The organism is Chryseobacterium contaminans (assembly GCF_001684955.1).
GTDB classification, from domain to species: domain Bacteria; phylum Bacteroidota; class Bacteroidia; order Flavobacteriales; family Weeksellaceae; genus Chryseobacterium; species Chryseobacterium contaminans.
Genome location: NZ_MAYF01000174.1, coordinates 1 through 2,890 on the forward strand (window position 1 = coordinate 1; position 2,890 = coordinate 2,890).

Annotated in this window: 2 protein-coding genes; both read left to right on the plus strand. The window is 38.9% G+C overall.

The window, feature by feature from the left end; genetic code table 11:
• Positions 1 to 2,283: ligase-associated DNA damage response DEXH box helicase (locus tag BBH99_RS10875; protein ID WP_066695434.1), on the plus strand; the 2,283-nt coding region annotated here is incomplete at its 5' end.
• Positions 2,284 to 2,425: 142 nt separating this feature from the next.
• A partial coding sequence (locus tag BBH99_RS10880) for a 2,3-bisphosphoglycerate-dependent phosphoglycerate mutase (RefSeq protein WP_066695436.1) occupies positions 2,426 to 2,890 on the plus strand: 465 nt, incomplete at its 3' end.

The following is a 2,890-nucleotide window of genomic DNA, read 5'->3' on the forward strand; positions in this document are numbered from 1 at the left end:
TTAGCATTGATCTCAGACTTTTTAAACCATCCCGAAAACTATAAAAAGGGATTAAAAATGATCTGGATTACTCCACTCCGCTCTCTGTCTAAGGATATTGCGAAAGCCATGCAGGAAGCGATGGATGAAATTGGTCTTGACTGGGTGGTTGGGGTAAGAAACGGAGACACAGATCCTAAAGTAAGACAGCAGCAGGTTAAAAAGATGCCTGAAATTCTGGTGGTCACCCCTGAAAGTCTGCACCTTTTGCTGGCTCAGAAAAATCATGAAACCTTTTTCAGGGATATGAAATGTGTGGTGGTGGATGAATGGCATGAATTGCTAGGTTCAAAACGCGGTGTCATGGTAGAACTGGGAATATCACAGCTCAGAAAGTATGTACCGAAACTTCAGATCTGGGGCATTACGGCTACGATTGGAAATCTGGATGAAGCTATGGAAGTCTTGATTCCTTACGACATAAAAAAAACAAAAATAACTGCCAAAGAACATAAAAAGATTGACATCATTCCTGTCTTCCCTGATGAAGTGGAAATACTACCGTGGGCAGGACATCTTGGACATAAACTTGCGGATAAAGTAGTTCCCATCATCCTTGAATCGAAATCTACCATTGTTTTTACCAATACCCGAAGCCAGAGTGAAATGTGGTATCAGTTACTTTTGGATGCCTACCCTGATTTTGCGGGGCAAATTGCCATTCACCACAGTTCCATTGATGCCCATTTAAGAATATGGATTGAAGAAAATTTAAGTTCCGGAAAGTTAAAAGCCGTTGTTTCCACTTCATCATTAGACCTGGGAATAGATTTCAAGCCGGTTGATACGGTCATTCAGATTGGTTCTGCAAAAGGAGTAGCAAGATTTCTTCAAAGAGCAGGCCGCAGCGGGCACTCCCCTTTTGAAACTTCCAGAATTTATTGCGTTCCTACCCATTCACTGGAATTAATAGAAGTTTCTGCTTTAAAAGAAGCTGTGAAACAGAAAGTCGTAGAACCAAGAGAACCCCAGGTTTTGTGCTTTGATGTATTGGTTCAGTTTCTCATGACTTTAGCTGTTGGAAACGGTTTTTATCCTGATGAAGTGTATGAAAGGATCAAAAAAGTATATGCTTTTCAGGAAATCATGGATGAAGAATGGAAAGGTATCCTTGAATTTCTTACCATTGGTGGAAGCGTTTTAAAAAACTACGAAGAATTCCATAAGATTGTGGTGATGGAAGATGGGTTGTACAAGGTAACCTCCCGAAAAATAGCCATGCTCCACCGGATGAATATGGGTGTGATCGTTAGCGATGCCATGCTCAAGGTTAAATTTATTTCTGGTGGTTATGTAGGTATGATTGAAGAATATTTTATTTCCAAACTGAAAAAAGAAGAAAAATTTATTCTGGCAGGTCGAACCCTGGAAGTCGCTATGATTAAGGACATGACGGTTTACGTAAGATCAGCCAAAGGAAAAGCCCTGGTTCCAAGCTATCTTGGTGGTAGACTGCCTCTAAGTTCTAATCTGGGCCATTTTTTAAGAGAAAAACTTTCGCATGCCTTAAATCCCAAAGCTTCGGAAAAAGAACTTAAATTCTTACATCCACTGTTGGTTAATCAGGAAGAAAACTCTCACATTCCTCAGGAAGATGAATTTCTCGTGGAAATGATTAAAAACCGTGAAGGCTATCATCTGTTCATGTATCCATTTGAAGGCCGTTTGGTGCATGAAGTAATGGCGGCTTTAATTGCTTACCGAATTTCAAAACTGGCTCCTATTTCCTTTTCAATGGCGATGAATGATTATGGATTTGAATTGTTCAGCGATAAGGAAATTCCGTTGAATGAAGAAAATTTGCAGCAGGTATTAACAAGAGATAACCTGATGAACGATGTGATTGCCAGCATCAATTCCGCAGAAATGGCAAGACGGAAATTCAGGGATATTGCTGTGATCTCCGGAATGGTGATTCAAAATTATGCGGGACAGCAGCGTTCCAATAAATCATTGCAAAGTTCGGCCGGACTCATTTTTAAAGTGCTGGAAGATCATGATTCCAACCATTTTTTAATCAAACAGGCCTATACAGAAGTTTTTAATATGCAGCTTCAGGAGCAGAGATTGGTAGAAGCTTTTAAAAGAATTGAAAAATCTAAGGTTATTTTAAAACATTCCCGCTCTTTTACGCCTTTAAGTTTCCCTATCAAGGTAGACAGTCTCAGACAGACTCTTTCCAGTGAAGGATTGGATGCCAGAATTAAAAGGTTGCTGAAGCTTTCCAATATCACGGATATCTGATATGAACGGTTTTCCAATGAATTTTGAGACATCATTTAATAGTATTGTCAGCCTAATATTCTGACAGAATTTTCTTGATAAGTTTAAATAATCGCCGTAACTTAGAGTATAGCTTTCAGGAAGCTAAAATAAAAAATACATAATGGCAAAATTATTTTTAGTCCGTCACGGACAGTCACTCTGGAATCTTGAAAACAGATTCACGGGATGGCAGGATATCGATATTACAGAAACAGGAATTGAAGAAGCAAAAAATGCAGGAATTGCCTTAAAAAAAGAAAAAATAGACATTGCCTTTACTTCAGTTTTACTCAGAGCTCAACATACCCTTTCCATAATCCTTGATGAAATTGGAAAACCCAACCTTCCTGTTATTAAGGATAAAGCATTGAATGAACGTTCCTATGGAAATCTGGAAGGTCTAAACAAAGCAGAAACCGCCCTGAAATATGGAGATGAGCAGGTTCATACATGGAGAAGATCTTATGATGTTGTTCCTCCGGGCGGAGAAAGTCTTAAAGATACTTATAACAGGGTAATTCCCTATTTTGAAAAAGAGATCGCTCCTTTGCTGAAGAAAGGTGAAAATATATTGATTGTTGCCCAT